Origin of the sequence: Georgenia wangjunii, from assembly GCF_036421975.1 — a bacterium.
Classification (GTDB): domain Bacteria; phylum Actinomycetota; class Actinomycetes; order Actinomycetales; family Actinomycetaceae; genus Georgenia_A; species Georgenia_A wangjunii.
In genome coordinates, this window is the sequence record NZ_JAZGON010000006.1 from 78,741 (window position 1) to 105,561 (window position 26,821).

General features: G+C 74.0%; 24 protein-coding genes and 2 tRNA genes. 12 read left to right on the forward strand and 14 right to left on the reverse strand.

The window, feature by feature from the left end; genetic code table 11:
* Positions 1-213 precede the first annotated feature (213 nt).
* Positions 214-765, forward strand: a complete 552-nt coding sequence (locus V2J63_RS10500; protein WP_331230985.1) for a hypothetical protein — start codon at positions 214-216, stop codon at positions 763-765.
* A gap of 60 nt (positions 766-825) precedes the next feature.
* On the opposite strand, the gene V2J63_RS10505 is transcribed toward V2J63_RS10500, so the two are convergent.
* Complete coding sequence (locus tag V2J63_RS10505; RefSeq protein WP_331230986.1) at positions 826-2,838, reverse strand: M13 family metallopeptidase; 2,013 nt, start codon at positions 2,836-2,838, stop codon at positions 826-828.
* 168 nt (positions 2,839-3,006) lie between these two features.
* Here V2J63_RS10505 and V2J63_RS10510 point away from each other — a divergent pair, with 168 nt between their 5' ends.
* Positions 3,007-3,453: a ribose-5-phosphate isomerase gene (locus tag V2J63_RS10510; protein WP_331230987.1), complete on the forward strand. Its 447-nt coding sequence runs from the start codon at positions 3,007-3,009 to the stop codon at positions 3,451-3,453.
* Between the two features lie 43 nt (positions 3,454-3,496).
* Here V2J63_RS10510 and V2J63_RS10515 read toward each other — a convergent pair whose 3' ends face one another.
* Positions 3,497-4,768, reverse strand: a complete 1,272-nt coding sequence (locus V2J63_RS10515; protein WP_331230988.1) for a GNAT family N-acetyltransferase — start codon at positions 4,766-4,768, stop codon at positions 3,497-3,499.
* 41 nt (positions 4,769-4,809) lie between these two features.
* The gene (locus V2J63_RS10520) at positions 4,810-5,523 is read right to left on the reverse strand and encodes a hypothetical protein (RefSeq protein ID WP_331230989.1); all 714 of its coding nucleotides are present in this window, start codon (positions 5,521-5,523) and stop codon (positions 4,810-4,812) included.
* Positions 5,524-5,653: 130 nt separating this feature from the next.
* Here V2J63_RS10520 and V2J63_RS10525 point away from each other — a divergent pair, with 130 nt between their 5' ends.
* The 3 genes from V2J63_RS10525 (at position 5,654) to V2J63_RS10535 (ending at position 8,419) form a co-directional block, all read left to right on the forward strand.
* Positions 5,654-6,019, forward strand: a complete 366-nt coding sequence (locus V2J63_RS10525; RefSeq protein ID WP_331230990.1) for an MGMT family protein — start codon at positions 5,654-5,656, stop codon at positions 6,017-6,019.
* Positions 6,012-7,088, forward strand: coding sequence for an Fpg/Nei family DNA glycosylase (locus tag V2J63_RS10530; RefSeq protein ID WP_331230991.1), 1,077 nt, complete (start codon positions 6,012-6,014; stop codon positions 7,086-7,088). The genes V2J63_RS10525 and V2J63_RS10530 overlap by 8 nt, the downstream gene beginning before the upstream one ends.
* Before the next feature lie 230 nt (positions 7,089-7,318).
* Entirely contained in the window at positions 7,319-8,419 is a 1,101-nt protein-coding gene (locus V2J63_RS10535; protein ID WP_331230992.1) for a ScyD/ScyE family protein, read from the forward strand.
* Positions 8,420-8,537: 118 nt separating this feature from the next.
* Here V2J63_RS10535 and epsC read toward each other — a convergent pair whose 3' ends face one another.
* From epsC to V2J63_RS10560, 5 genes are all read right to left on the reverse strand, one after another.
* A complete protein-coding gene (gene epsC / locus V2J63_RS10540; RefSeq protein ID WP_331230993.1) occupies positions 8,538-9,122 on the reverse strand; it encodes a serine O-acetyltransferase EpsC in 585 nt (194 codons plus the stop codon).
* Position 9,123: 1 nt separating this feature from the next.
* The gene (gene cysK, locus V2J63_RS10545) at positions 9,124-10,059 is read right to left on the reverse strand and encodes a cysteine synthase A (protein ID WP_331230994.1); all 936 of its coding nucleotides are present in this window, start codon (positions 10,057-10,059) and stop codon (positions 9,124-9,126) included.
* A gap of 277 nt (positions 10,060-10,336) precedes the next feature.
* Positions 10,337-10,774, reverse strand: coding sequence for a PH domain-containing protein (locus tag V2J63_RS10550; protein ID WP_331230995.1), 438 nt, complete (start codon positions 10,772-10,774; stop codon positions 10,337-10,339).
* 67 nt (positions 10,775-10,841) lie between these two features.
* A complete protein-coding gene (locus V2J63_RS10555; RefSeq protein ID WP_331230997.1) occupies positions 10,842-11,774 on the reverse strand; it encodes an alpha/beta hydrolase in 933 nt (310 codons plus the stop codon).
* 43 nt (positions 11,775-11,817) lie between these two features.
* Entirely contained in the window at positions 11,818-12,471 is a 654-nt protein-coding gene (locus V2J63_RS10560) for an IMPACT family protein (protein ID WP_331230999.1), read from the reverse strand.
* A 201-nt stretch (positions 12,472-12,672) separates the two neighbouring features.
* Here V2J63_RS10560 and rpmF point away from each other — a divergent pair, with 201 nt between their 5' ends.
* Positions 12,673-12,840, forward strand: coding sequence for a 50S ribosomal protein L32 (gene rpmF, locus V2J63_RS10565; RefSeq protein ID WP_331231000.1), 168 nt, complete (start codon positions 12,673-12,675; stop codon positions 12,838-12,840).
* Between the two features lie 133 nt (positions 12,841-12,973).
* On the opposite strand, the gene V2J63_RS10570 is transcribed toward rpmF, so the two are convergent.
* Positions 12,974-13,047, reverse strand: a tRNA-Gly gene (locus tag V2J63_RS10570).
* 109 nt (positions 13,048-13,156) lie between these two features.
* Between V2J63_RS10570 and V2J63_RS10575 the strand changes: the two genes are divergently transcribed.
* The 6 genes from V2J63_RS10575 (at position 13,157) to V2J63_RS10600 (ending at position 19,205) form a co-directional block, all read left to right on the forward strand.
* Positions 13,157-13,233 (forward strand) — tRNA-Pro (locus V2J63_RS10575).
* Positions 13,234-13,472: 239 nt separating this feature from the next.
* Positions 13,473-14,945: a trigger factor gene (tig, locus tag V2J63_RS10580; protein WP_331231099.1), complete on the forward strand. Its 1,473-nt coding sequence runs from the start codon at positions 13,473-13,475 to the stop codon at positions 14,943-14,945.
* A gap of 215 nt (positions 14,946-15,160) precedes the next feature.
* Complete coding sequence (locus V2J63_RS10585; protein ID WP_331231001.1) at positions 15,161-15,781, forward strand: ATP-dependent Clp protease proteolytic subunit; 621 nt, start codon at positions 15,161-15,163, stop codon at positions 15,779-15,781.
* A gap of 44 nt (positions 15,782-15,825) precedes the next feature.
* Positions 15,826-16,530: an ATP-dependent Clp protease proteolytic subunit gene (locus tag V2J63_RS10590; protein ID WP_331231002.1), complete on the forward strand. Its 705-nt coding sequence runs from the start codon at positions 15,826-15,828 to the stop codon at positions 16,528-16,530.
* A 101-nt stretch (positions 16,531-16,631) separates the two neighbouring features.
* Complete coding sequence (gene clpX / locus V2J63_RS10595; RefSeq protein WP_331231003.1) at positions 16,632-17,906, forward strand: ATP-dependent Clp protease ATP-binding subunit ClpX; 1,275 nt, start codon at positions 16,632-16,634, stop codon at positions 17,904-17,906.
* Between the two features lie 105 nt (positions 17,907-18,011).
* The gene (locus V2J63_RS10600) at positions 18,012-19,205 is read left to right on the forward strand and encodes a baeRF2 domain-containing protein (RefSeq protein ID WP_331231004.1); all 1,194 of its coding nucleotides are present in this window, start codon (positions 18,012-18,014) and stop codon (positions 19,203-19,205) included.
* A gap of 58 nt (positions 19,206-19,263) precedes the next feature.
* Here the strand turns inward: V2J63_RS10600 and V2J63_RS10605 are convergent, their stop codons facing one another.
* The 5 genes from V2J63_RS10605 to cobA form a co-directional block, all read right to left on the reverse strand.
* Positions 19,264-20,928 carry an FAD-dependent oxidoreductase gene (locus tag V2J63_RS10605; protein ID WP_331231005.1) on the reverse strand — a complete coding sequence of 555 codons (1,665 nt, stop codon included), beginning with the start codon at positions 20,926-20,928 and terminating at the stop codon, positions 19,264-19,266.
* Positions 20,925-23,036: a molybdopterin oxidoreductase family protein gene (locus V2J63_RS10610; protein WP_331231006.1), complete on the reverse strand. Its 2,112-nt coding sequence runs from the start codon at positions 23,034-23,036 to the stop codon at positions 20,925-20,927. Before V2J63_RS10610 ends, V2J63_RS10605 begins: the two co-directional genes overlap by 4 nt.
* A gap of 5 nt (positions 23,037-23,041) precedes the next feature.
* On the reverse strand, positions 23,042-24,493 hold the full coding sequence (locus V2J63_RS10615; protein WP_434056312.1) for an MFS transporter: 1,452 nt from the start codon (positions 24,491-24,493) through the stop codon (positions 23,042-23,044).
* Between the two features lie 163 nt (positions 24,494-24,656).
* Entirely contained in the window at positions 24,657-25,793 is a 1,137-nt protein-coding gene (locus tag V2J63_RS10620) for a uroporphyrinogen-III synthase (RefSeq protein ID WP_331231007.1), read from the reverse strand.
* Positions 25,790-26,818, reverse strand: coding sequence for a uroporphyrinogen-III C-methyltransferase (cobA, locus tag V2J63_RS10625; protein WP_331231008.1), 1,029 nt, complete (start codon positions 26,816-26,818; stop codon positions 25,790-25,792). Before cobA ends, V2J63_RS10620 begins: the two co-directional genes overlap by 4 nt.
* Positions 26,819-26,821: the final 3 nt, after the last annotated feature.

The window sequence follows — 26,821 nt, forward strand, 5'->3', positions numbered from 1 at the left end:
AACCGGGTGCCGAGGCAGGCGCCGGTCGCCCGCTGCACGCCCTGTGCGGTCAGCGGGCGCCGGCCGCGGCCGCGACCACCGCGGCGCCGGCCCCGGGCGCCCGGGCGCCGGTCACGGGCCACCGTGGGCGCGTCCGACGCCGCAGTTCGGCCGGTGCCGGCCTTTCGCGTACCGTTTCGTCGGCACACCGACGGCTGACGAGGCGAGGAACGCATGGCACGGGCACAGGACGCGCGCCGCACGATGAGCGGCGGCGAGATCGCGGTCATCGTCGTCGTCGCGGTGCTCGTCGTCGTCTTCGCGGTCATGCTCGCCGGGCGCCTGACCTCCGGCTCCGACGCCGAGGCGACCCCGACGCCCCCCGCGGCGACCGGCGCCACCGGCGGGCCGACGAGCGACGGCGACGCCACGGCGACTGCCGACGAGGACGCCGAGCCGGTCACGTTCGCCATGCCGAGCGGCAACATCGCCTGCGAGATCGGCGACGACTCCGCGGGCTGCGTCATCAGCAACTTCACGTACGAGCCTGCCGACGCCGTGGCGTGCCCCGAGGGCGCCGGGGGCCACGTGCGGGTTGACGAGGCCGGCGCGACGATGCCGTGCGAGCCGCTCGTCATCGCCGGGGAGGTCGCCATCCTCGACTACGGCGAGAGCGAGAGCGCGCACGGCTTCACGTGCGAGAGCTCGGAGGCCGGCGTGACGTGCCGGCACGACGCCACCGGCCACGGCTTCGCGCTCGCCCGCTCCACCTACGAGCTGTTCTAGCCGCCTGCCGGCCGGGGAGCCGGAGCACCCCGGCCGGTCACGTCACGAGGTCCGCACAGCTCACCAGATCCGCACGCGCTCCTCGGGGGCGAGGTAGAGCGCGTCGCCCGGCTGGACGTCGAACGCCTCGGCGAACGTGTCGAGGTTGCGGACCACGCCGTTGCAGCGGAACTCGTTGGGGGAGTGCGGGTCGATCGAGAGCAGCCGGACCACCTCCGCGTCGCGCGCCTTCTGCTGCCAGATGCGGCCCCACGAGTAGAAGACGCGCTGCAGGCCGGTGAGGCCGTCGACGACCGGGGCGTCGGCGAGCCCGCCGAGACCCTGCTTGCGCAGCGCGATCTCGTAGGCCTTGATCGCGATGGACAGCCCGCCGAGGTCGCCGATGTTCTCGCCGATCGTCAGCGCGCCGTTGACGTGGTGCGAGCCGTCCAGCTGGTCGGGGGAGAACGCGTCGTACTGGGCGATGAGGGCCTTCGTGCGGGCCTCGAACTCCGCGCGGTCGGCGTCGGTCCACCAGTCGGAGAGCCGTCCGGTGCCGTCGTACTTCGAGCCCTGGTCGTCGAACCCGTGGCCGATCTCGTGCCCGATGACCGCGCCGATCCCGCCGTAGTTCCAGGCCGCGTCCGCGTCGGCGTCGAAGAACGGCGGCTGGAGGATGGCGGCCGGGAAGACGATCTCGTTCATCGTCGGGTTGTAGTAGGCGTTGACCGTCTGCGGGGGCATGAACCACTCGTCGCGGTCCATCGGCGCTCCGATCTTGGCGAGGTTGCGCCGCTCCTCGAAGACGTTGGCCGCGCGGACGTTCCCGAGGAGGTCCTCGGGGGAGATCTCCAGCGCTGAGTAGTCGCGCCACCGGTCCGGGTAGCCGACCTTCGGCGTGAACGCCTCGAGCTTGGCCAGGGCGCGGGCGCGCGTCTCCTCGCCCATCCACTCGAGGGAGTCGATCGACTCGCGGTACGCGGCCACGAGGTTGGCGACGAGCTCGCTCATCGCGGCCTTGTGCTCCGGCGGGAAGTACTTCTCGACGTAGACCTTGCCGACGGCCTCGCCGAGGGCGCCCTCGACGATCGCGACGCCACGCTTCCACCGGTCGCGCAGCTCGGGTGCGCCGGTGAGCGTGCGCCCGTAGAAGTCGAAGTTCTCCTCGACGAACGCCTCGGGCAGGTACGGCGCGCGGGCGTGGAGCACGTGCCACGTCAGCCACAGGCGCAGCGAGTCGACGTCGAGCTCGGACCACGCGCGGGCGAAGTCCCGCGCGTAGGAGGGCATGGCGACGATGAGGTGCTCGACGGCGTCCGCGGGCACCTCGAGGGCCTCGCGCCACAGGTCCCAGTCGAACCCGGGCGCGCTCGCGACGAGGTCGGGCCAGGACATCGGGTTGTTGAGGAGGTCCGCCTCGCGGCTCTTGACCCGGTCCCAGTGAGCGCCGGCGAGCGTCGTCTCCACGCGCATGACGCGCTCCGCGGCGCCCATCGCCTCGTCCTCGGTGACGAGCCCGCTGAGCGCGAGCAGCGCCGCCACGTGCGCGACGTAGGCGGTGCGGGTCTCGGAGTGGGTGTCCTCGCGGTAGTACGACTCGTCCGGCAGGCCCAGGCCCGACTGCCACAGGAACACGCTGTACCGCTCGGGGTCGTTGAAGTCGGTGTCGACGAAGAGGCCGACGCCGCCGCCGACGCCGGTCAGCTGCAGCGCGCCCATCGCCCGGGTGAGGGCGTCCTTGTCGAGCGCGGCGGTGAGGAGGTCGAGGTCCGGGCGCAGCGGCCCGGTGCCGAGGGCCTCGATCCGCTCCGTGGCCATGAAGGAGGAGTAGAGGTCGCCGATCTTCTGCGCCTCGGGGGACCCGGTCGGGTTCTCGGCGGCCTCGGTGATGATGTCCCGCACGCGCTCCTCGGAGAGGTCGCGCAGCACCATGAAGGCGCCGTCGCGGGCGCGGTCACCGGGGATCTCGTGCTCGCGGAGGTAGGTCCCGTTGATGAACCGGTAGAGGTCGTCCTGCGGGCGGACGCTGTGGTCCATGGCCTCGGCCGCGCTCAGCGCGGCGGGCACGGCTGTCTCGTTGTCGCTCGTGGTCATGCCCCGAAACATACGCGTTCACCCCCGCGGGGCGCCGCTCGGAGGGGGCGTTCGGCGCGACGACGGCGGGGCGCGGCGTGCGCCCGAGGCCCTGGGCGCCCGACGACGTGCCGCGCCGGGAGCGGGCAGTGACCCCACGCACGCGCCGGGCACGGCAGGATAGGTTCCATGCGCATCCACATCGCCGCCGACCACGCCGGGTTCGAGCTCAAGGCCGCCCTCGTCGAGCACCTCGCCGCCGACCACGACGTCGTCGACCACGGCGCGGAGGCCTACGACGCGGACGACGACTACCCCGAGTTCTGCTTCGACGCCGGCGAGGCGGTCGTCGCCGAGCCCGGCTCGCTCGCGATCGTCATCGGTGGCTCGGGCAACGGCGAGCAGATGGCGGCGAACAAGGTCATGGGCGTGCGCGCGGCGCTCGCGTGGAGCACGGAGACCGCCGCCCTCGCCCGCACCCACAACGACGCCAACGTCATCGCGCTCGGCGCGCGCCAGCACTCGGTCGATGAGGCCATCGCGCTCGTCGAGACCTTCCTCGCCGAGCCGTTCTCGGGCGACGAGCGCCACCAGCGCCGCATCGACCAGCTCGCCGCGTACGAGGCCGGGCTCTAGGACCGCAGACGGGCCCTACGTCCTCAGCCCCGGAACCCCAGCCCTAGAACCCCCAGCTCGTCCCGGGCGCGACCGGCCAGCCGAAGGCGGCCGAGGCCCGCGCCAGCGCGCCCGGCACGAGCTCGCGCACCCGCCCGGCTCCTGCCAGCGCCGCGAGCGACGTCCCGCCGAGGTAGGCGGAGGCCAGGTCGGCGACGTCGAGCGCCAGGTGCGCCGGCGCCTCGGTCCTCTCGGCGCTCGCGGCCTCCCACCCTCCGCGCACGTGCCAGCGCCCGGCGTTGGCCGGCAGCTGGTCGTCCCGCACGTCGAGGACGACGTCGAGGTCCGCCTGGTAGCGCCGCGCAGCGAGGGCGCCCGGCACGTCGAGGATCCGCACCCACACGTCGTCGAGCGCCGTCAGCCGCACCCCACGCAGGTCGGTGAGGAGGTGGACGAGCGCGTCGTCGGGCACGAGGGCGTTCGTCTCGATCGTGGCCATGAGGTCGAGGTCGGTGAGCGTGCCCCACAGGGCGCGCGCCGCGGGGGCGTCGAGCGCGACCGCCTCGCGGACGCGGACCAGACCCTCCGGGGCGTTCGCCGCGGACCACTTCTCCCGGCGGCGGAAGACGGCGTACGCGCGCGGCTCTCCCTCGCTCGTGCGCACGACGGCGATGCGCAGCCGCTCGGTGTCCTTGCGCGCCGAGGGCCAGTCGGTCAGGTGCGAGGCCCGCAGGGCGTCCGTGTCCCGCGTGATCCAGCCCGGACGGTCGACGGCGGTGTGGACGCGCTCGACGACGTCGAGGTGGACCGCCGGGTCGAAGGAGTCGAGGTCGACGAGGAGCGCGTCGCTGCCCTCGACGTCGCGCAGCTCGGCGCCGCGGCTCAGCGTGAGCTTGACGGCGTGCGTCGCCACCCCGTAGCCGTACCGGCCGTAGATGCCGGTCTCGGCGGCGTTGAGCGCGGAGAGGACCTCCCCGCGGGCGAGCGAGCGCTCGAGGTGCGCGGTGAGCATGGCGCGAGCGATGCCGCGCCGGCGGTGCCCGGGGTGCACGCCCACCCACGTCAGCCCCGCCGTCGGGAGCCGCACCCCGCCGGGGACCGGCAGGGAGAACGCGTAGGAGGCGTGGAGGGCCGCGAGGCGCGGGGCGCTCGCGTCGCGCTCGTCCCAGACGCCGACGATGCGGCCGGGCTCGAGGTCCCACACGCGAGCCGGTTCGTCCTCGGGGCTGAGCTCGTACGCGAAGGCCCAGCCGTCGACGTCGATGATGGCGTCGCGGTCGGCGACGCCGTCGAGCTCGGCGAGGCGGTAACCGGCAGGCAGGGGAGAGGTCGTCATGCCCGCAGGATGCCAGCGACGGCGCCGCGCGGGCGAGGGAATTACCGCGCGGGCGGGCGTGCCGAGACGGCCGCGAGGACGACGGCGAGGGGCACGAGGACGACGACGGCCACCGGCACGAGGGTGAGGGCGACGACGAACGCCCCGACGACGACGCCCGTGGCGAACCAGCGCGCGTGACCGCCCGCAGGCTCCTCCTCGGAGACGGCGCGTGCCCGCGCCGTCTCGCCCTCGCGCCCCGGCTCGAGCAGGAGCGTGCGCCACGTGCGGGCGCGCGAGACCTCGACCGCCGCCGTGCACGCGAGCCACCCCGCCCCCGCGACGAGCGCGAGGACGAGGTGGCGCGGGCCGACGAGGGCGACGGCGAGCGCGACGAGCGGGGTGAGCGCCGCCGCGGTCAGCGAGGCGATGACGAGGGCCCGGGCGTCCGACGTCCGCGCCCGGTAGGCGCCGGCGACGACGACGCCGACGGCGGTGCTCAGGGCCCACCCCGCCACCGTGACGGCGAGCACCACGAGCGCCCAGCCCGCGCCGACGGCTGTACCCGCGGCCACGAGGGCACCGGCGAGGAGGACGGCGGCGACGCCGGCCCGTACGAGCGCATCGCGCCGGGCGCGGGTCCGGGCGGTGGTGACGGCCTCGCGGACGTCGCGGTGGGAGTGGGGGACGGAGCTGTCGCAGTGCGCGCACGCGTGCGGGTCGGCGGCGGCAGCGGCTGCGGGGGCTCCCGCCGGGGCGTGGGTCTCGTTGCTCATGTCCCCCCGATCATAGGCGGCGCACCGGCGTCGCCCAGGAGTGTGGCGGCGCCCACGGCGCGGTGCGGCGGGGCCCGGGGTGCGACCCGCCTGGCCGTGCGCCGCGGAGGCGCGCTGCCATGATGGACCGGTGGAGCGGCCCGGGAGCGTGAGCGCGATGGTGCTCGAGACCGCCGCCCACGTGCCCCCGGGGCGCGCCACGACGTACGGGCTCATCGCGGAGGCGGTCCGTCTGCGCACCGGCCGCGGCGCCGCCCGGCACGTCGGTGCCGTGCTCTCCCGGTCCGGCCAGGAGGTCGCGTGGTGGCGGGTCGTCCGCGCCGACGGGACGCTCCCGCCCGCCCTGTGGGCACGGGCCACGCCGATGTACGCGCGTGAGGGCACGCCGCTCCTCGCCCACCGCGCCGCCGTCGACCTCGCGCGCGCCGTGTGGGACCCGGTCACCGACCCGGTGGACCCGGCCACCGACTCAGAAGCAGGAGCGCACGATGCCTGAGGGCCACTCCATCCACCGCCTCGCGCTCGCGTTCGACGAGCTCTTCGGTGGCGAGGTGCTCGCGGCGAGCTCCCCGCAGGGGCGGTTCGCGGCCGGCGCTGCGCTGCTCGACGGCCGCCGGCTCGTGCGCACGGACGCCCACGGCAAGCACCTCTTCCTCGGCTTCGCGAGCGCGGCCCAGGAAGAGACCGCGGGCCACGGCGGCGAGCGCGCCACCGACGACGCCTTCCCGGGTGCCGGCGTCGATCCGGGCGACGACGGTCCGGGTGGCGACGACGGTCCTGACGACGGGGTCGACCTGCACTGGCTGCGGGTCCACCTCGGCCTCTACGGCTCGTGGACGTTCGCCGGTGACGCGACCTTCCACGCCCCGCACGCCATCGGTGCGCCGCGCCGGCGCGTGGCCGAGGAGGAGACCCCCTTGCCGGACCTCGGCCCGGCGGCGACCACCCCGGGGGCCGGCGACGCGGCCGCGTCCGGCGGCGCCGCAGGTACCACCGCGGAGGAGTTCGAGCCGCCCGAGCCGCGCGGGGCGGTACGGGTCCGCCTCGTCGGGCGCCACGGCGTCGCCGATCTCACCGGGCCGACGGCGTGCGAGGTCATCACCTCGGCGGAGAAGGCCACCGTCCACGCGCGGCTCGGCCCGGACCCGTTGCGCCCCGACGGCGACGGCGAGGCCTTCGTCGCGGCGGTGCGCGCCCGCCGCCGTGCCGTCGGCGAGCTGCTCATGGACCAGGCGGTCATCTCCGGCGTCGGGAACATCTACCGGGCCGAGGCGCTCTACCGGGCGCGGGTGCACCCTCGCCGCCTCGGCCGGAACGTTCCCGCGGCGCAGCTGCGCGAGATGTGGGCCGACCTCGAGGTCCTCATGGCCGACGGTGTCGCGACCGGGCGCATCGACACGACCCGCCCCGAGGACCGGGGCGGGCCGGAGGACCGCTGGTACGTCTACCGCCGCGGCGGGCTGCCGTGCCGGGTGTGCGGCACCCCGGTCAGCGAGGCGGACATGGCGACGCGCCGGGTCTACTGGTGCTCGCGGTGCCAGCGCGCGCCCCGCACCGGCGCCTGAGCCGCACCCCGCCCCGCTTCTCCCGCGGCGCTTGTCGGCCCGCGCTGCTTCGCCCGCGCCCCGCGCCGCCTCGTCGCGCGCCGCCTCGGTCGTGCCCGCTCGGGGTGCCCGACGGCAGGCGAGAGCGCCTGGTCAGCTGCCCGATGAGGCATGTCGCCCGCCGGGCGCCGCGCACTAGCGTGCGTCCACGCCCACTCCGGGCGTACCCCGGGTCTCGAGGAGGAGAACCCATGCAACGTTCCTGGAAGCCGCTCGCTCTCGGCGCCGCCGGCGCCCTCGCGCTCGGGCTCGCGCTCGCCCCGCCCGCCGCCGCCCACGGGTCGCACCCGCGGCCGGACCGCCCGGTGACGGTCGCCGAGAACCTCGTCAGCCCGCTCACGTTCGACGTCGAGCGTCCGGGCACCCTCTACGTCGGTCAGGCGTTCGCCGGGGCGCTGACCCGGATCGACCACCGGGGCCGGTCCCGTGATCTCGTCGGTCCGCACGGCATCGAGATCGCGGCGGTCTCGACCCACCGGGGCACGCTCACGTGGGCCGAGACGGCCTACCCGACGGAGGAGGGCGGAGAGCTCTCGGCCGTCATCAAGCAGCGCTCGCCCAACGGGCGGGTGCGTCAGATCGCCGACCTCGACCACCACGAGGCGACGAAGAACCCCGACGGCCGGACCACCTACGGGTTCCAGGGGCTCAGCCCCGAGTGCCTCGCGACGCTCCCGCCCGGCCCCCTCGCGCCCTACCAGGGCCTCGTCGACTCGCACCCGTACGGCTCGGTCACGGTCGGCGGCGAGCTCTACGTCGCCGACGCGGCCGCGAACGCCGTCCTCAAGGTCGACCGGTGGGGGAAGGTGCGCACGGTGGCGGTGCTGCCCGGCACCCCCGTGCGGATCACGGCCGAGATGGCGGAGGCGAACGGCGTCGACCCGTGCGTCGCGGGGCACGTCATGATGCTCGAGTCGGTGCCCACCGACGTCGAGGTCGGCCGCAACGGGCTGCTCTACGTCTCGACCCTCCCGGGCGGTCCCGAGGACGGCAGCCTCGGGGCCAACGGCTCGGTCTACACCGTCGAGCCGTGGAGCGGGCGCGTGCGCCTGCTCGCGCGGGGCTTCGCCGGCGCGACGAACCTCGCCGTGGCTCCGGACGGGACCGTCTACGTCGCGGAGCTGTTCGGGAACGAGGTGTCCGCGATCTCCCGCCGGGGCAAGGTCTCCACGGTGGCGACGCTCAACCAGCCGGCGGGCGTCGAGTGGTCCGACGGGCGCCTGTACGTCTCGACCGACGCCTTCGGCGCGGGGAAGATCGTCACCCTCCGCGCGTCGTCGGGCCGTCACTGACCGCTGCCGGGGCGGGGCGCCAGGATCCGGGCGCCCCGCCCCGTCACGTCGCCGGGACCACGCGGCCGACGCAGCGCTCGCCGGCCGCGCCGACGCCTGTGAGCCCGCCGCCGTCGCGCTAGATGTAGATCGCAGGGTCCGCGAACGGGTCCACGTCACCGACGGGGGCCGTGCGCACCCGGCCTGGTACGCCGACCGCCACGGCCCCGGCGGGGACGTCCTTGACGACGACGGCGTTGGCGCCGATCCGCGCGTCGTCGCCGACATGGACCGGGCCGAGCACCTTCGCACCCGCGCCGATCGTGACGCGGTCGCCCACCGTAGGGTGCCGCTTGCCGTGGGTCATCGACCGCCCGCCGAGCGTCGTCCCGTGGAAGAGGACGACGTCCTCGCCCACCTCGGCGGTCTCGCCGATGACGACGCCCATCCCGTGGTCGATGAACAGGCGCCGCCCGAGCGAGGCACCGGGGTGGATCTCGACGCCGGTGAGGGCGCGCGCGAGCTGGGAGATGAGCCGGGCGGGCAGTTTCAGGAGCGGCGAGGCGTGCCACATGCGGTGCGAGAGCCGGTGGATCCACAGCGCGTGGACGCCCGGGTACCCGAGCGCGACCTCGACGAGGCTGCGCGCGGCGGGGTCACCGCGGCGCGCAGCCTCGAGGTCCTCGCGCAGCAGGTCGAGGAACCGCACGTCCGAGTCGTGCACGTCAGTCGGCGAACTCGCTGTAGAGCGGGGTGGAGAGGTACCGCTCGCCGAAGCTCGGGATGATGACGACGATCGTCTTGCCCGCGGCCTCGGGCCTGGCGGCGATCTCCAGGGCTGCGTGGACGGCGGCGCCGGACGAGATGCCGGCGAAGATGCCCTCCTCCGCAGCGAGGCGTCGAGCGACCACCGTCGCCTGCTCGAGGTTGACGTCGATGACCTCGTCGTAGACCTCGGTGTCGAGGATCTCGGGGACGAAGTTCGCGCCGATGCCCTGGATCTTGTGCGGACCGGGCTGGCCGCCGTTGAGGATCGGGGACTCGGCGGGCTCGACCGCGACGATCTTGATGCCGGGCTTGCGCTCGCGCAGCACCTGGCCCACACCGGTGATGGTGCCGCCGGTCCCGATGCCGGCGACGAAGTAGTCGACTTCGCCGTCCGTGTCGTTCCAGACCTCCTCGGCGGTCGTCTTGCGGTGGATCGCCGGGTTGGCCTCGTTGGCGAACTGGCGGGCGAGGATGGCTCCGGGTCGCTCGGCGGCGATCGCCTCGGCCTTGGCGACGGCGCCCTTCATGCCCTCCGAGCCGGGGGTGAGGATGAGCTCGGCACCGAACGCGCGGAGGAGGGCGCGGCGCTCCTTGCTCATCGTCTCCGGCATGGCGAGGACGACGTCGTAGCCGCGGGCGGCGCCGACCATCGCCAGCGCGATGCCGGTGTTGCCGGACGTCGCCTCGACGATCGTTCCGCCGGGGGTCAGGGCGCCGGACTGCTCGGCGGCGTCGACGATCGAGACGCCGATGCGGTCCTTGACGGAGTTGGCGGGGTTGTAGAACTCGAGCTTGGCCAGGACCGTGGCCTTGGAGCCCTCGGTGACCCTGTTGAGACGGACGAGCGGGGTCCGGCCGATGAGGGCCGTGACGTCGTCGTAGATGCGTGCCATGGATCGATCCTTCGCAGGTAGGGGGGTGGGGTGTCGCTGGGTGGGACCGCGCCGCGTCCTCGCGGGGGCCGGGGGAGCGCCTGGCATGCGGCAGCGCCGCACGGTAGAGCCGGGCGCTCTACAGACAGGTGCGGCAGCCGCAGGGGGCGGAGGTGGGGACGGCGAGCGCGCTCATCGCTGCTGCGTTCTCCTTCCGCGCCGGGGCTGACACCTTCTTGAACCCTAAACCACGGCCCCGGACCGATCAACGTGTTGGCAATGTCTCCCGCGGCACGCCTCAGGGTGCGGGGGGCTCCCGGTGGGACGCCACAGCCTCCCACCGGTCGAGGAGGCCGCGGTGGTCCGCGGGCAGCGGAAGCTCCACCTCCGTGCCGTCGCGGCGGACGACGACGAGCGTGGCCCACGAGTACGGGACGTTCGGGCGCAGCTCGGTGATGTCGCCCCACGGGATCTGGCGCGGACACCAGCCGTTCGCCACCGCGATACCGGCGTCGTCCGCCTCGACGAACGTCCGCCGCCCGCCTCCGCCCATGCCGAGCAGGGCGGCTGCCTGGAGGAAGAACAGGACGGTGGCGATGCCGTCGTTGCGGTCCTCGTGCGGGTAGGCGACCACCCGGTAGACCGCGAAGACGAGGATGACGACGCCGATGACCACCGCGACCCCGTGGAAGCGGCTCCTCCCGGCGTCGGGGTACCACCGCTGCGGCTCTGCCATGGCGTTCACCGTAGAACGGCACTGGCCGCCGGCGAGGCGTTACGCCGTCCCCGTGAGGTCTCCGTGCTCAGGCCGGGACCGCGGCCGGAGCGGCATCGGGGTGCGTGAGACCCCCGACGACCCGCGCGACCGCGGCGAGGAGCTGGTCGAAGCCGGGCTGCTCCACCGGGAAGTGGCCGGCCCCGTCGAGCAGCACGAGCTCCGTGGGCGCCGCGATGCGGTCGAAGAACCGCGCGCTGATCGCGAGGGGCGTCCACCGGTCCAGCGCGGGGTGAGCCATGAGCACCGGTGTCCCGGTGAGCTCCTCCGGCTCGACGGCCGGCACCCACTCGAGGAAGCTGCGCATCCAGCCGAGCGGCATCCGCCCGCCACCGCCGGCGCGGTCCCGGACGACGGCGCGCACGAGCCGGGGGTCGTTGCTGATGTGACGCATGTCGGCGATCCAGCGGATCGGCACCTGCACGCGCGCCAGCGGCCCCGCGGCCACGTGGAGCACGGGACCGGCGAGCGCGCCGAGCAGCGGGTGCCACGAGAGCCGGGCGCGCACGTCCCGCTCGCGCGGGTCGAGCAGGCAGGTGACGACCAGCGAGGAGGCCAGCCCGGTGGCGGCCGCGACGTCGTAGGCGAGGAGACCGCCCATGCTCGCGCCGAGGAGCACGAGCGGCCGGTCGTCGGCCTCGGCGCGCACGAGGTCGGCGACGACGTCCCGCCAGTGCTCGTACCGGACGCCGGCGCGGTCGGCGACGCGGGTGAGCCCGTAGCCCGGGAGGTCGGGGACCGTGACGTGGGCGCCGAGCGCCGCGAACCGGGAGGCGAAGGGCCACATCGCGGCAGCGTTGCCGCCGGCTCCGTGGAGGAGGACGAGCCGCACGGGGGCGTCGGGCGCGCCGACGTGCTCGACGCAGACGGACATGTCGCGCCACGGGAACCACGACGACCGTCGTTCGGCCGTGACGCCGTCAGCGGGAGCCGGGACGAAGGGCTCGTAGCGGTCGTCCATGCGTCCTCCTTCTCGTGCCGACGGTCGCTGCCATCCTGGTCCCTCAGGACCGCACGGGCCGTTCCGTCGTCGTCTCCCCGGCGTCGATCAGCTCGCCCGCACCGCCGGTGAGGCTCGCGAGCGAGGAGCGGAGCGCGGCGTCGTCGTTCGTCGCGAGGGTGAGACGGACCTGCGGGCCGTAGCCGACGTCGTGGACGAGGACGCCCCGGGCGCGGAGCTCGGCCTCGACGCGACCGGCCTCGGCGTGGGGGAGGTGGACGTCCCACAGGCCCAGGCGCTGGAGCGCGACGCGGGGCGCCGCCTGGAGCGCCCCGCGGACGGCGTCGGAGTAGGCGCGCACGAGCCCGCCGGTGCCGAGCTTGACCCCGCCGAAGTACCGGACGACGACGGCGGCGACGTCGACGAGGCCGCTGCCGCGCAGCACCTCGAGCATCGGCATCCCCGCGGTGCCCGCGGGCTCGCCGTCGTCGGAGGAGCGCTCGACGAGGTTGGCCCCCGGCACGCGGACGACGAAGGCCGAGCAGTGGTGCCGGGCGTCCGGGAACGCCGCGCGCGCGTCGGCCACGAGCGCGCGGGCCGCGGCCTCGTCGTCGGCTCGCCGCAGCCACGTGATGAAGCGCGAGCGACGCACCTCGAGCTCGGTGGCGGTCGTCCCGCGGGCGAGGGTGCGGACCTCGGGCGGGGTGGGCTCGGGCATGGACCGAGTATCGTCGCGAGCGGCGCCGGGCGGGGAACCGCACGGCGCGAGGCGGTGCCGCAGCCACGACGGTCGGGACCGCGGCGCGGCGAGCGGGGAACCTCACAGCGAGCCCGCGAGGTCGGGTTCGTCACCAGGCCCGTGGCCGTGGCAAGATATACGACGGCAATCGTCTCGACCACGAAAGGAGCGGCAGGGCACATGGCAGTTCCGAAGCGCAAGATGTCCCGCAGCAACACCCGCTCTCGCCGGTCCCAGTGGAAGGCGCAGCTCACCGAGCTCGTCGCCGTCCGCGTGCAGGGCCGGGAGATCCAGGTGCCCCGGCGCCTGGCCAAGGCTTACCAGAAGGGGATGCTCGTCGAGGACTGATCCTCGCCGGTTCCCCGGACGGACGAACGGCCGCTGCCTCCTCGGAGGTGGCGGCCGTTCGTCGTTCGCAGGGCTGGGCGCGGGCTGTGCGAGCGAGGGGAGGGGCCGCGTCGTTGCGGCCGCCGAGGAGTGCTGGAGCGGGTGACCGGGATCGAACCGGCACCATCTGCTTGGAAGGCAGAGGCTCTACCATTGAGCTACACCCGCGTGAGCCAGCATCGCAGCCGGCACGGGTCAAAGTCTAACGCCCTGCGCGCCGTGCATCGAGCAGCCGCGCACCGACCGGCGGTTCCCGCTGGCCTAGACTCCTCGGCGACGGGGTGTAGCGCAGCTTGGTAGCGCATCCGCTTTGGGAGCGGAAGGCCGTGGGTTCGAATCCCGCCACCCCGACCACGACTGCCGCGAGGCACCGTCCCGCAGGACCGCCCGGCGGCGCCCGCCTTCCCGGCCGCCGCCGCGCGGACGTGCTAAGGCGTGCACTACGATGGCCGGGTCTGTGCGCGCCGCCCGTCTCGGCCCGCGCCAGCGGTGCGGGTCCAGCCGCACGCCGAGGCGCCCCGCGCGCCGACCGCACGATCGTCCCTCGCCACGGCGAGGGTGTCCCCGGAATCCGATGAGTGGAGAGCACCGCAGTGAAGAGCGCCGTCGAGAACCTTGAGCCCACCCGGGTCAAGCTGACCGTGGAGGTGTCGTACGACGAGCTCAAGCCGAGCCTCGACCACGCCTACTCCCACATCGGTGAGCAGGTCAACGTGCCCGGATTCCGCAAGGGACGGGTGCCCGCACGCATCATCGACCAGCGGGTCGGACGCGCAGCCGTCATCGAGCACGCCGTCAACGACGCCCTCCCGGACCTCTACCGCAAGGCGGTGACCGAGGCCGAGCTCAAGCCCCTCGGCCAGCCCGAGGTCGACGTCACCGAGATCCCGGCCACGTCCGGCACGCCCGGTGGCCAGCTCGTCTTCACCGCCGAGGTGGACATCCGCCCGGAGATCACGCTCCCCGAGCTCGAGGGCCTCGAGCTGACCGTCGACCCCGTCGACGTGACCGACGAGGACGTCGACGCCCGCCTCGACGCGCTGCGCGAGCGCTTCGGCTCTCTCGTCGGCGTCGACCGTGCGGCCGCCGACGGCGACTTCGTCGTCATCGACCTCACCGCGAAGATCGGTGAGGAGGAGGTCGACTCCGTCTCCGGCGTCTCGTACCAGATCGGCGCGGGGAACATGCTCGAGGGGCTCGACGACGCCCTCACCGGCCTCAGCGCCGGCGACACGACGACGTTCACCGCGGCCCTCGCCGGCGGCGAGCGCGCGGGCGAGGAGGCCGACATCACGGTCACCGCCACGACCGTCAAGGAGCGCGACCTCCCCGCCGTCGACGACGAGTTCGCCCAGCTGGCGAGCGAGTTCGACACGATCGAGGAGCTCCGCGAGGACCTGCGCACGCAGGTCGCCAAGGACAAGGCGTCCAACCAGGCCGTCCAGGCCCGGGACAAGATGCTCGAGCACCTCCGTGACGCCGTCGACTTCCCCGTGCCGACGCGCGTCGTCGACGCCGAGATCAAGAACCACCTCGAGGCCGAGGGCAAGGCCGAGGACGACCCGCACGGCGAGGAGGTCCGCGAGGAGACCGAGAGCCTCCTGCGTGAGCAGTTCCTCCTCGACGCCCTCGCCGAGAAGCTCGAGGTCTCGGTGAGCCAGAACGAGCTCATCCAGTTCCTCCTGTCGAACGCCCAGCAGTACGGGATGGACCCGAACGAGTTCATCTCCAGCGCGGACAAGGCGGGCCAGATCCCCGTCTTCGTCGGCGAGCTCGCCCGCACGAAGTCCCTCGCCGTCGCGCTGCGCCAGGCGACGGTCAAGGACACAGCCGGCGCCGAGCTCGACCTGAGCGAGTTCATCGGCTCGGACGAGCAGGACGCCGCGGCCAAGGTCGCTGCCGAGGCCGCGGTCGCCGGCTCCGGCTCGGCCGGTTCGGCGGACTCTCCCGACAGCCCGGACTCGGCCGACAGCGCCGGGTCCGCGGACAGCGCCGACTCGCCCGACAGCCCGGACTCGCCCGAGAGCGCGCCGTCGGCGGCCTCGGCGGACTCCGCCAAGAGCTGACCACCCAGCACGCCACGAGGGGCCCGCGCCGTCCGGCGCGGGCCTCCCGTGCGTCCGGGGCCGGTGCGCCCGGGCCGGCGTGCGCCAACAGCGAAACCCACGGACAACGGGACTGCCGGGCGCCCGGTCGGGGTTAGTGTCGCTGGACGCCCGTGCCGACGCCGCGATCCGTTCGGTACGTCGGTGCCAGCACGAGAGAGACGAGGAGCGTGTACGTGAGCCAGACGCCGCAGACTGCCAGGGGTGAGGGCGGCAACCTCGCCCTCAACGACCACATCTACAACCGCCTGCTCAAGGAGCGCATCATCTGGCTCGGCTCGGAGGTGCGCGACGACAACGCGAACACCATCTGCGCCCAGCTGCTGCTCCTCGCCGCGGAGGACCCCGAGCGCGACATCTTCCTCTACATCAACTCCCCGGGCGGCTCCGTCACGGCCGGCATGGCCATCTACGACACGATGCAGTACGTCCAGCCGGACGTCGCCACGGTCGGCATGGGCATGGCCGCCTCCATGGGGCAGTTCCTGCTCTCCTCCGGCGCGCCGGGCAAGCGTTACGCCACGCCCCACGCCCGCGTCATGATGCACCAGCCCTCGGGCGGCATCGGCGGCACGGCGACGGACATCCGCATCAACGCCGAGCTCATCCTCCACATGAAGCGGGTCCTCGCCGAGCTCACGGCCCAGCAGACCGGCAAGACCGTCGAGCAGATCAACGCCGACGCCGACCGCGACCGCTGGTTCACCGCTCCCGAGGCGCTCGAGTACGGCTTCATCGACCACGTCGTCGAGCACGCGGCCTCGGTCTCCGGCGGCGGCGGAACCGCGACGCCGTAGCGCACGCGCCCCTCTTACCGACCTTTGCGACCCCAGGAGCACATGTGAGCACCGACCCTCGTTTCCTCGCCCAGGCTGGCGGACTCAACCGCGGGTTCCCCGCGTCCACCGCGCCGCTCTCGCCCTCGTCGCGCTACGTGCTGCCCCAGTACGAGGAGCGCACGGCGTACGGGTACAAGCGGCAGGACCCCTACACGAAGCTCTTCGAGGACCGCATCATCTTCCTCGGCGTGCAGATCGACGACGCGTCCGCGGACGACGTCATGGCCCAGCTCCTCGTCCTCGAGAGCGCGGACCCGGACGGCGTCATCACGCTGTACATCAACTCCCCGGGTGGCTCCTTCACGGCGCTGACGGCGATCTACGACACGATGCAGTACATCAAGCCGCAGATCCAGACGGTGTGCCTCGGGCAGGCCGCCTCGGCCGCCGCGGTGCTCCTCGCCGCGGGCACCCCTGGCAAGCGCCTCGCGCTGCCGAACGCGCGCGTCATGATCCACCAGCCCGCGCTCGAGGGTGGCGGGTACGCGCAGGCCTCGGACATCGAGATCCACGCGAACGAGGTGCTGCGGATGCGCGAGTGGCTCGAGCACACGATCGCGGCGCACTCGACCACCCCTGTGGACCAGGTCCGCCGGGACATCGAGCGTGACAAGATCCTCACAGCGCAGCAGGCGCTCGAGTACGGGCTCGTCGACCAGGTCCTCGAGTCCCGCAAGCCGGAGACCCTCCCGCAGCTCGAGGCGTGAGGGAGCCGGCCGCCGACACTCCGGGCCGCCTGCGGCGGTGCGCGGAAGATCGCCATAGTGTGCAATGAGATGCATCGGGACGAGCGTGAGGAGGGGTAGGCATGGCGCGTACTGCTGAGGGTACGGACCTGCTCAAGTGCTCGTTCTGCGGCAAGAGCCAGAAGCAGGTGAAGAAGCTCATCGCCGGTCCGGGTGTCTACATCTGCGACGAGTGCATCGAGCTGTGCAACGAGATCATCGACGAGGAGCTGGCCGAGGCCAGCGAGCTCGGCCTCGTCGACCTGCCCAAGCCCCGCCAGATCTTCGACTTCCTCGAGGAGTACGTCATCGGGCAGGAGCCCGCCAAGCGTTCCCTCGCCGTGGCCGTCTACAACCACTACAAGCGCGTCCAGGCCGCCGAGAAGGCGCCCGGGGACGACGCCGTGGAGATGTCGAAGTCGAACATCCTCCTCATCGGCCCCACGGGCACGGGCAAGACCTACCTCGCGCAGACCCTGGCGAAGATGCTCAACGTCCCCTTCGCCATCGCCGACGCCACGGCCCTCACCGAGGCCGGGTACGTGGGCGAGGACGTCGAGAACATCCTCCTCAAGCTCATCCAGGCCGCGGACTTCGACGTCAAGAAGGCCGAGAAGGGCATCATCTACATCGACGAGATCGACAAGATCGCCCGCAAGAGCGAGAACCCGTCGATCACCCGGGACGTGTCCGGCGAGGGCGTGCAGCAGGCCCTCCTCAAGATCATCGAGGGTACCCAGGCCTCCGTGCCGCCCCAGGGCGGGCGCAAGCACCCGCACCAGGAGTTCCTCCAGATCGACACGACGAACGTCCTGTTCATCGTCGCGGGCGCCTTCGCGGGCCTCGAGGAGATCATCACCTCCCGGGCCGGACGGCGCGGCATCGGCTTCGGGGCGTCGCTGCGCTCGACCGATGCCGAGGCGGACGTCTTCGACGAGGTGCGCCCGGCCGACCTGCACAAGTTCGGGCTCATCCCCGAGTTCGTCGGCCGCCTGCCCGTCATCGCGACCGTCTCGCCGCTCGACCGCGACGCGCTCGTGCGGATCCTCACGGAGCCGCGCAACGCCCTCGTGCGCCAGTACCAGCGGATGTTCGAGATCGACGGCGTCGAGCTCGAGTTCACCGACGACGCCATCGAGGCCATCGCCGACCAGGGCCTCCTGCGGGGGACCGGGGCGCGCGGCTTGCGCGCGATCATGGAGGAGATCCTCCGGGAGGCGATGTTCGACGTCCCGAGCCGCGACGACGTCGCGCGGGTCGTCATCACCCGCGAGGTCGTCCTCGAGAACGTCAACCCGACCCTCGTTCCGCGTGAGCAGCCCGGCAAGCGCCGCCCGCCGCGCGAGAAGAGCGCCTGAACGCCACCGGCACCGCGCGCGGTCGCCCGTAACGGATGCGCGACGGGCCGATCTGGCCCAAGGTGGGAAGGACTCATCCCCACCTACGAGCGAGGTGCACTTCACATGCAGATTGAGTGGCTCACGAGTCTCCTGCCCGCCGACGAGGACGTCGTCACGATCGTCCTCGACGGCACCCGCGAGAGCGAGTCCGGTGCCCAGGCCGTCCTCACCCGCTGGCGCGACCTGCGCCGCACCCTCGAGGCCCAGGGCGCACCGGCCGCGGCGGTCGCCGCGATCGGCGAACGCGTCGAGATACCGACGCACGTCAGCGGCCAGCACGGCCGCGTCATCGTCGCCGGCAGCGCAGGTGTTCTCGTGGACCGGGCCCTGGCCGGCCCGCCGGCCACGGACGAGGCCATCGTCTGCCGAGGCGGCGCGGCGGCGTTCACACTGGCCCGGGTGGCGGACGAGACCGTGCGGTACCTCCTCGTTGAGATCGACCGCTCCGGTGCCGACCTGACGCTCTACGAGAACGCGGCCCTCGACCTCACCCTCGACGACGGCACCTCGACGGTCGAGGGTGGCCACGACGTCCTCAACAAGGTCCGTTCGCAGGGGATGGCCACCCGCCGCATCCAGGCCCGCGCCGAGGACTCGTGGGAGCGCAACGCCGAGGCGGTGGCGGCCGAGCTCGACCGGGCCGTCGCCCGCCGACGTCCCGAGCTTCTGCTGCTCACCGGCGACGTCCGCGCCGTGCCGCTCGTGCGGGACAACCTCGGCGGTGCCGCCCGACCGCTCGTCGCCGTCATCGAGGGCGGCTCCCGAGCCGAGGGCGTGAACGAGGAGGCCTTCGCCCAGCACGTCGACGCCGCGCTGACCGCGTACCGGATGCGCCGCCGGGAGGAGGTCGTCGACCGGTTCCGGGAGGAGCACGGGCGCGATGCCAACGCGACGACAGGCCTGGACGCCGTCGTCGAGGTGCTGCGGCGGGGTCAGGTCGCCGAGCTCCTCCTCACCGAGGCCGTTGCTGGGCCGCCGTCGACCTTTGCTGACCGCACGCTCTGGGTCGGAGAGTTCGGCATGCAGGTGGCGCTCAGCCGTCAGGAGGCGCTCGACCTCGGCGCGACCGACCCGCGCGAGATGCGCGCCGACCAGGCGCTCGGCCTCGCGGCCGTCGAGCAGGGCGCGGGCTTCACCTTCGTCGACGAGGCGAGCGTCGACCTCGCCGACGGCGTCGGCGCGATCCTGCGCTGGCACGACGCATCGACCCCGTCCGACCACGCCATGACGATGGGCGGGGACACCGCCCGGATGTGAGCGGACCACGAGGCCCTCGCCCCTGCGGGCGGGGGCCTCGTGCTGCCCGGTCCCAGGACTACGTCGAAAGGCCGGCCGGGAGCGCCGGTTGCCCGCTCGCCGTCGCTGTCGCCGTGGCCGCTGTCGCCTTGGCCGCCTGCGCAGCGCCCCAAGCGGCCAGCCGCTCCCGAATCGTCGAGTGGCAGCCGCCGCAACCCGTCCCCGCGCGAGTGGCCCGGCCGACGGCGGCCACCGTGTCGCACCCCGGGCCGATCGCCTCGTCGATGCTGCCGAGTGTGGCGCCCGTGCAGCGGCACACCGTGCGCTCCGGCCCGGACGCCGCCACGGCCGGCTCGTCGGCCGCGTCGAGGCGCAGCAGGCTGGTGCGGTCCGCGGGAAGCTCCGCGCGGCGCTCGAAGAGCAGGACGAGCTCGGCGGCGGTGCGCGGCATGCCCACGCAGACCATGCCCTCGAGCACGCCGTCGCGGGTCACCATCTTGACGTAGCGCCCGTGCTGCGGGTCCGCCCACTGGGCGACGTGCACCGGCGGCGCACCCGCGGGGTCGTCCTCGACGTCCCACGGCTCGGGGGCCACGTTCCCGGCGGCCGCGAGGTCGACCGAGCGGGACTTGAGGAGGATGACGCCGGGTCCCTCCGCGCTCATGCCGGCGTCTGCGTCCGCGCCCGCGGGCGCCCCACCGGCAGCACCGGCCCCGCCCGCGCCAGCACCCGCTGCCGCCGTGAGCCGCGCCGCGAGCCACTCGGCCTGGCGCCAGCCCGGGCCGATGAGCCCCGACGGCCCGTGGCCCGTGCACCGCGTGCAGCCAGGCGCGGAGCACCGGATCTCGGCGCAGTCGCCGAGCGCGAGCACCCGTCCTTCGGGATCCGCCCGGAGCTCGTGGTCGACGACGACGCCGGTGATCACCTGCAGCCCGGCGGCCCGCGCGAGCTCGACCCGCGGACGCACGCCGCAGGAGAGGAGGAGCGCCTCGCCCTCGACCTCCGTGCCGTCGTCGAGCACGAGGGCGCGGAACCGGGGTAGCCCGTCGGGGCCGGGCTCGGTCGTCACGCCGGCGGCTCTCGCACCGGCGATGACCCGCACCCCCTGCGCGCGCAGCGCGGCGGTGAGGACGCTCGCGCCGCCGCGGTCGAGCTGGCGCGCCATGGGGCCGGGACCGGAGTGGACGAGCGTCACGTCCGCGCCCTCCTCGGAGGCGGCGAGCGCAGCCTCCAGACCGAGGATCCCACCGCCGAGCACGACGATCCGGCGCCGCTCGCGCACGGCCGCCCGGAGCCGTGCTGCGTCGGCGAGGTCGCGCAGCGCAGTGACCCCCGTCGGGAGCCTGTCCTCGGTGGGGCGGATGCCGGCGAGCGAGGGCACGGCGGCGCGTGCCCCGGTGGCGAGGACGAGTCGGTCGTAGCGCGCGGTCCGCCCGTCGCTCAGCAGCACCTGCCGGCGCTCCCTGTCCAGGGCACCGACGCGCACGCCGAGCTCCACCTGCACCCCGGCACGGGAGAGCTCCGTGGGGTCGGCCAGCGTGATGGCCTCCGGCGTGGTGCGGCCCACCGCGACCTCCGCCACGAGGACCCGGTTGTAGGCCGGCCGCTCCTCCTCGCCGAGGACGAGCAGCTCGACCTTGCCGGCCCGGACCGCCGGCAGCAGCTCGTCGACGAGGCGCGAGGCGACGGGGCCGTAGCCGACGACGACGACCCGCTCCGGGGTGAGCCCGGTGACGGCGCTCATGCCGGCTGCACCGCTCGCGCGCTGACCCGCACCGCGGTCGCCTTGAACTCCGGCATCCCGGACACCGGGTCCGTCGCGGCCTCGGTCACGAGGTTGGCCGTCTGCGCGCCGGCGAAGTGGAAGGGGAGGAAGGCGGTGTCCGGGCGGATGCCGGTCGTCACCCGGACCCGGCCCTGCGCCACGCCGCGGGCGCTCGTGACGTCCACCCACTGGCCGTCCACGACGCCCAGCCGCGCGGCCGTCGTCGGGTGGATCTCGAGGCGCGGCTCCGGCTGGGCCCCCACGAGGTCGGGGACGCGGCGCGTCTGGCTGCCGGACTGGTAGTGCTCGAGCAACCGCCCCGTGACGAGCACGAGCGCCCCCTCGCGGTGCTGACGGTCCGGCACCCGTGCAGGTGAGACCGGGACGAGCTTGGCCCGGCCGTCGTCGTGGGCGAAGGCGTCGAGGAAGAGCCGGGGCGTCCCCGCCGAGCCGGTGGGGCAGGGCCAGTGCACCGCGGCACCGGACTCGAGGAGCGCGTAGTCGATGCCCGAGTAGTCCGCCCGCCCACCCGCGGAGGCGCGGGCGAGCTCGGCGAAGACCTCCTCCGGGTCGGCGCTGAACGACGAGGGCGCACCGAGCCGCTCGGCGAGCGCGGCGAGGAGCCAGAGCTCGTCCCGCACCTCGGGCGGCGGGAGCAGCGCCCGGCGGCGCCGGATGACCCGACCCTCGAGGTTGGTCATCGTGCCCTCCTCCTCGGCCCACTGGGCCACCGGCAGGACGAGGTCGGCCCGGGCGGCGGTCTCCGAGAGGAAGAAGTCGGCGACGACGAGGAAGTCGAGGCGGCCGAGGGCGTCCTGCACCGCGCCGGCATCCGGCGCCGAGACGGCCACGTTGGAACCGTGGACGAACAGGCACCGCACCCCGCCGGGCCGTCCGAGCGACATGAGCATCTCGGTGGCGGACACCCCCGGGCCAGGCAGCGACTCGGCCGGCACCCCCCAGACCTCGGCGACGTGCGCCCGGGCAGCCGGGTCCGTGATCGAGCGGTAGCCGGGCAGCTGGTCCGCCTTCTGGCCGTGCTCGCGCCCGCCCTGCCCGTTCCCCTGGCCGGTCAGCGTCCCGTACCCGCTGTGCGCGGTGCCGGGCAGGCCGAGGAGGAGCGCGAGGTTGATCGCCGCCGTCGTCGTGTCCGTGCCGTCCACGTGCTGCTCGACGCCTCGGCCCGTGAGGATGTACGTCCCGCCGGCCCCAGCCCTCGCCCCGGCGCCCGCGCGGGCACCGGCCGCGAGGCGGTGCGCCGTCTCCCGGACGAGCTCGGCGGGCACCCCGGTGACGGCCTGTACCCGCTGGGGCCACCACGCGCTGAGGGTCGCCAGCAGCGCGCCGTAGCCGGTGGTGCGCGTCTCGACGTACCGGGTGTCGACGAGGCCCTCGTGGACGACGACGTGCGCCAGCCCCAGCAGCAGGGCCAGGTCCGTCCCGGGCGTGGGCTGCAGGTGCAGGCCCGCCCCGTCGGCCGTCAGTGCCGCCGTGGCGGAGCGCCGAGGGTCGACGACGACGAGACCCCCGCGCCCCCGGGCACCGGCGAGGTGCTGCACGAAGGGCGGCATCGTGTCCGCCACGTTGGAGCCGAGCAGGAGCACGGTCGCCGCGTCGTCGAGGTCGGAGACGGGGAAGGGGAGGCCGCGGTCGAGCCCGAAGGCCCGGTTCGCGGCCGCTGCGGCCGAGGACATGCAGAACCGGCCGTTGTAGTCGATGTGGCGGGTCCCGAGCGCCACCCGGGCGAACTTGCCCAGCTGGTAGGCCTTCTCATTCGTCAGGCCGCCGCTGCCGAAGACCCCGACGGAGTCGTTGCCGTGCCGGGTCTGGCTCGTGCGCACGGCGTCGACCGCCCGGTCCAGGGCCTCGTCCCAGCCCACCGGGTGGAGCTCGCCGTCGACGCCCCGGAGGAGCGGCGTGGTGAGGCGCTCCGGCGAGGCGAGAAGCGACGTCGAGGTCCAGCCCTTGCGGCACAGGCCGCCGCGGTTCGTGGGGAAGTCCCGGCCGCTCACCTCCGGGGCGGCGCCGGCGCTGAGGGTCATCGCGCACTGGAGCGCGCAGTAGGGGCAGTGCGTGTCGGTGGCCATGGCGTTCACACCCCCGCCCGCGCGAGCTCGGAGCCGGGGCGCAGGTAGCACAGCCACGCGACCGCGAGCATGAGCAAGTAGACCCCGACGAAGCCGTAGAACGCGGTGTGGTAGCCGCCCGTGGCGGTGATCGAGGCGCTGAGCACCTGGGGGACGACGAAGCCGCCGTAGGCGCCGATGGCGGAGACGAGACCGAGGGCCGCCGAGGCCGTCCGCTCGCTGCTCACCCCCGCAACACCTCCGAGCCTCCGGCCCCGCACGGCGAAGATCGTCGGGATCATCGTGTACGCGGCGCCGTTGCCGAACCCGCTGGCAGTGAACAGGGCGAGGAAGAGGACGAGGAAGAGCCAGAAGCTCGCGACGCCGAGCGTGAGCACGACGGCCACGGCCATGGCGACGAGCGCCATGACGGCGAGGGCGAGCACGGTCATCCGCGCCCCGCCGAACCGGTCCGCGACCTTGCCTCCCCACGGGCGGGTGAGCGAGCCCACGAGCGGGCCGAGGAACGCCAGGGAGAGGGCGGCCCCGCCGACGGCGAAGGAGGAGAACTCCGGGAAGACGTCACCGATGAGCTTGGGGAACACGGCCGAGAAGCCGATGAAGGACCCGAACGTGCCGATGTACAGGAAGGCCATGACCCACAGGTGCGGCTCGCGCAGGGCGGCGAGGGAGCCGGTGAGGTCGCCGCGGGCGTGCGAGAGGTTGTGCATCTTCCTCCCGGCCCCCCACGCGGCGAGGAGGATGAGCGGGATCCACACCAGCCCGGCCAGTGGCAGGTTGAGCGTCAGCGCCGCGCCGGCGGTGATGACGACGGGGACGACGAGCTGGGCCACGGCCGCGCCGAGGTTCCCGCCGGCGGCGTTGAGGCCGAGGGCGTACCCCTTCTCCCGCTTGGGGTAGAAGTACGTGATGTTGGCCATCGAGCTGGCGAAGTTGCCGCCGCCGAACCCCGCCAGGCCGGCGAGGGCGAGCAGCGCACCGAACGAGGTGCCCGGGTCCGCGACCGCGACCGCGAGACCGGCGGTGGGCAGGAGCAGCAGGAGGCAGGAGATGACGGTCCAGTTCCGTCCGCCGAGCAGCGGGACCATGAACGTGTAGGGGATGCGTAGCGTCGCCCCCACGAGGCTCGGCATGGAGATGAGCCAGAAGATCTGCGCGGAGGTGAGGTCGAAGCCCGCCGCGGGGAGCTGGACCGCGACGACGGACCACAGCTGCCAGACGACGAAGCCGAGGAACTCGCACAGCACCGACCAGCGCAGGTTCGTGCGGGCGATCGCCCTGCCCTGCCGGTTCCAGAACGGCACGTCCTCGGCGTCCCAGCCGTCGATCCACCGGCCCGGCCGGAACGTGATCATCGTCGTCGGACGGTGCGCCGGCGCCGCGGCGTCGGTGGTCAGCGGGCCGGCGCTCAGCGTGGCGGTGGCCGTGGCCGTTGTGGGGGCCTCGTCGATGCTCATGGTGTCCTCCCTCAGGGGCGTCGTGGACCGAAACTAGGCGGGCCGTGTTTCGCCGTAGGTCTCACCTCGTTACGCCCTCATCACTGGTGCCTCACCACGCCGGATCACCGTGGTGAGGTCCGCGCGACGCACCGGTCGACCAGCCCCGGGGGCGACCGGCTGGCTAGCCGTTGAGGCGGTAGCCACGCTTGACGACCGTGGTGACGAGCTCGGGCTCCGGCAGCGACTGCCGCAGGCGGGCGATCGCCATGTCGAGGGCGTGGGCGCTGGGCGTGCCGGGCAGGTGCGCCATGAGCTGCTGCCGGGTGAGGATGCCGCCGCGGGCGCCGGCCAGTGCCCGGAAGAGCGCGAGCGGTGCGGGAGCGAGCGTGGTGACGCGCGAGCCGAGCACGACGGAGCACCCGCGGATCTGGACCGGCCCCAGCACGGTCGCGGCCTCCGTGACGTGATGGAGCGCGAGGTGCTCGCACACGAGCCGGATGAGCGCGCCCATCCGGAACCGCTCGGGCACGATCGGCTCCACGCCGGCCGCGCGGAGCGGCCCGGCCGTCACGGGGCCGACGGCAGCCGCGACGACGTCGGTGCGCAGCGCCTGGACGAGGTTCTCGGCGAGCCCGAGCTCCCCGGCGGTGCTGAGCAGCGCGTCCACCGCCGGGGCGGAGGTGAAGGTCACGACGTCGAGGTTCCGGGCGCACGCGGCCTCGATGAGCCGGGGGAGCCGGTCCGCACCGTCGGGCTTGACCCAGCGGTACGGCTCCACGGTGAGCACCGTGGCCCCCGCGTCGGTGAGCCGGCGGAGCTGCTCGCCGTCGGTGTAGCCGTGGAGCTGGACGACGACCGTCCGCCCCGCGACTCCCTCCGCGAGGAGCATGTCGATGACGGAGGACGTCCGTTCGTCCTCGGCGATCCCGACGTCGTCGAGACCGGCCGCCCGGACGGCACCGCGGGCCTTCGGCCCGCGCGTGTAGATCCGTGAGGCCTCCAGCGTCCGCATGAGCTCCTCGCCGAGGCCCGCGGCGTCGGCGGCCTCGGTCCAGCGGCGCATCCCGTAGGCCGTGGTGACGACGGTGACCGCGGGCCGGGCGGCGAGGACGGAGCGTGTGTCCTCGACGAGGCGGACGTCCTCGGCGACGGGGGCGATGCGCAGGGCGGGAGCGTGCAGGACGTGGGCGCCCCGCCGCTCCAGCGCGGCGATGAGGTCCTCCGCGCGGCGGTCGGACGTCACCCCGATGCGGAAGCCCGCGAGCTGGTCGGGCCGGAAGTCGGCGACGGCAGCGCCGCCGTCGGTGGTCGTGGTCATACGACGCCCACGCCGCCCGCCGGCGTCGGGAGGAGCGCCGCGATCTCCTGCGGGCAGTCCCGGCCCAGCCGCACCACCTCGCCGATGACGACGACGGCGGGGGAGGCGCACGCCGCGAGGGTGCCGGAGCCGACGGCCTCGCTCAGCGTCGTGTACGTCGTCGCCTGGTCCGCGCGGTAGCCGCGCTCGACGACGGCGAGCGGGGTCGAGGGACCCATGCCGGCACGGAGGAGCCCCCAGGTGAGCTGGTTGAGCGTGCCGATGCCCATGAGCACGACGATCGTGCCCCCGAGGCCGGCGAGGTGCTCGTGCTCGGCGTCGGTGAGCGGGGCGTGCCCGGACACGACGGTGAAGAGGTGGCTCACCTCCCGGTGCGTGACCGGGATCCCGACCGCGCCCGGCACGGAGATCGAGCTCGTCACGCCCGGCACCACCGTCACGGGGATGCCGGCCGCCGCCGCCGCCGCGACCTCCTCCCCGCCCCTGCCGAAGACGTAGGGATCGCCACCCTTGAGCCGCACGACGGTCTGCCCGGCACGGGCGTGGTCGATCATGAGCGCCTCGATGTCGCGCTGGGGGACCGCGTGGTGCCCGGGGCGCTTGCCGACGTCGATGAGCTCGGCGCCCTGGGTGAGGGTGCTGAGGTTCTCGTGCGGGGCGAGCCGGTCGAACAGGACGACGTCGGCCTCGCGCAGCGCCTCACGCGCCGCGACGGTGAGGAGCTCCTCGACCCCGGGACCACCGCCGACGAGCACGATCTGCCCACCGGGTGCCGCGGCCTTCTCCGTGACGACGAGGTGACGAGCGCCCAGCCGCTGGGTCACCCCGGACCACCCGGGGTTCCCGTCGCTGACGGCGACGACGAGGGCGATGCCGTCGAGGCGGGCGGCGGCCAGCTCCGCCGGAGAGGTGACGGCGCGCACCACGGCACCGGCGTGGGTGTACCGGCGCAGGACGCGCCGGGACGCGTGGGCGGCGCCGAGGACGAGGACGGTGCGACCCCTGAGGTCGGCCTCGAGGTGCATCGC